Below are 314 nucleotides of genomic sequence, written 5' to 3'. Positions count from 1 at the left end.
CGCTGGGTATCGAGCAGCGAAACCAACCCTGATACGTCAAAGAAGCTCTTGGGATAGGCCGCGTTCATGTGGCTTGCTCCGGCGTTCCACCAAGGACCGCGTCCGTTGCTTGCCGACTTCCATGCCCGCGTCTTATCCAGGCCTCGCGCTTGTAGTCGCTTGTGACGGGTGGACGGACGCTTCCACTGCCGCCATAGCAGGCAGCGCAGTTTGCGCCGTACCCACCCGTCCAGCTCCTCCAGTACACCTTTAACCTCGGTCAAGCGGAAGTATGAGGCCCAGCCACGTAACACCGGGTTGAGTGCCGCTATCGT

Annotated in this window: 1 protein-coding gene; it reads right to left on the bottom strand. The window is 60.8% G+C overall.

Annotated elements, in window-relative coordinates; genetic code table 11:
- Positions 1–314 (bottom strand): group II intron maturase-specific domain-containing protein (locus HWY30_RS40985; protein WP_279613350.1); only part of this gene is annotated, 314 nt, incomplete at both ends.

Origin of the sequence: Paraburkholderia tuberum STM678, assembly GCF_902833905.1 — a bacterium.
Taxonomy (GTDB): domain Bacteria; phylum Pseudomonadota; class Gammaproteobacteria; order Burkholderiales; family Burkholderiaceae; genus Paraburkholderia; species Paraburkholderia tuberum.
Note: the sequence above shows the minus strand (reverse complement) of the source record. Positions and strands in the feature narration are given on the sequence as shown.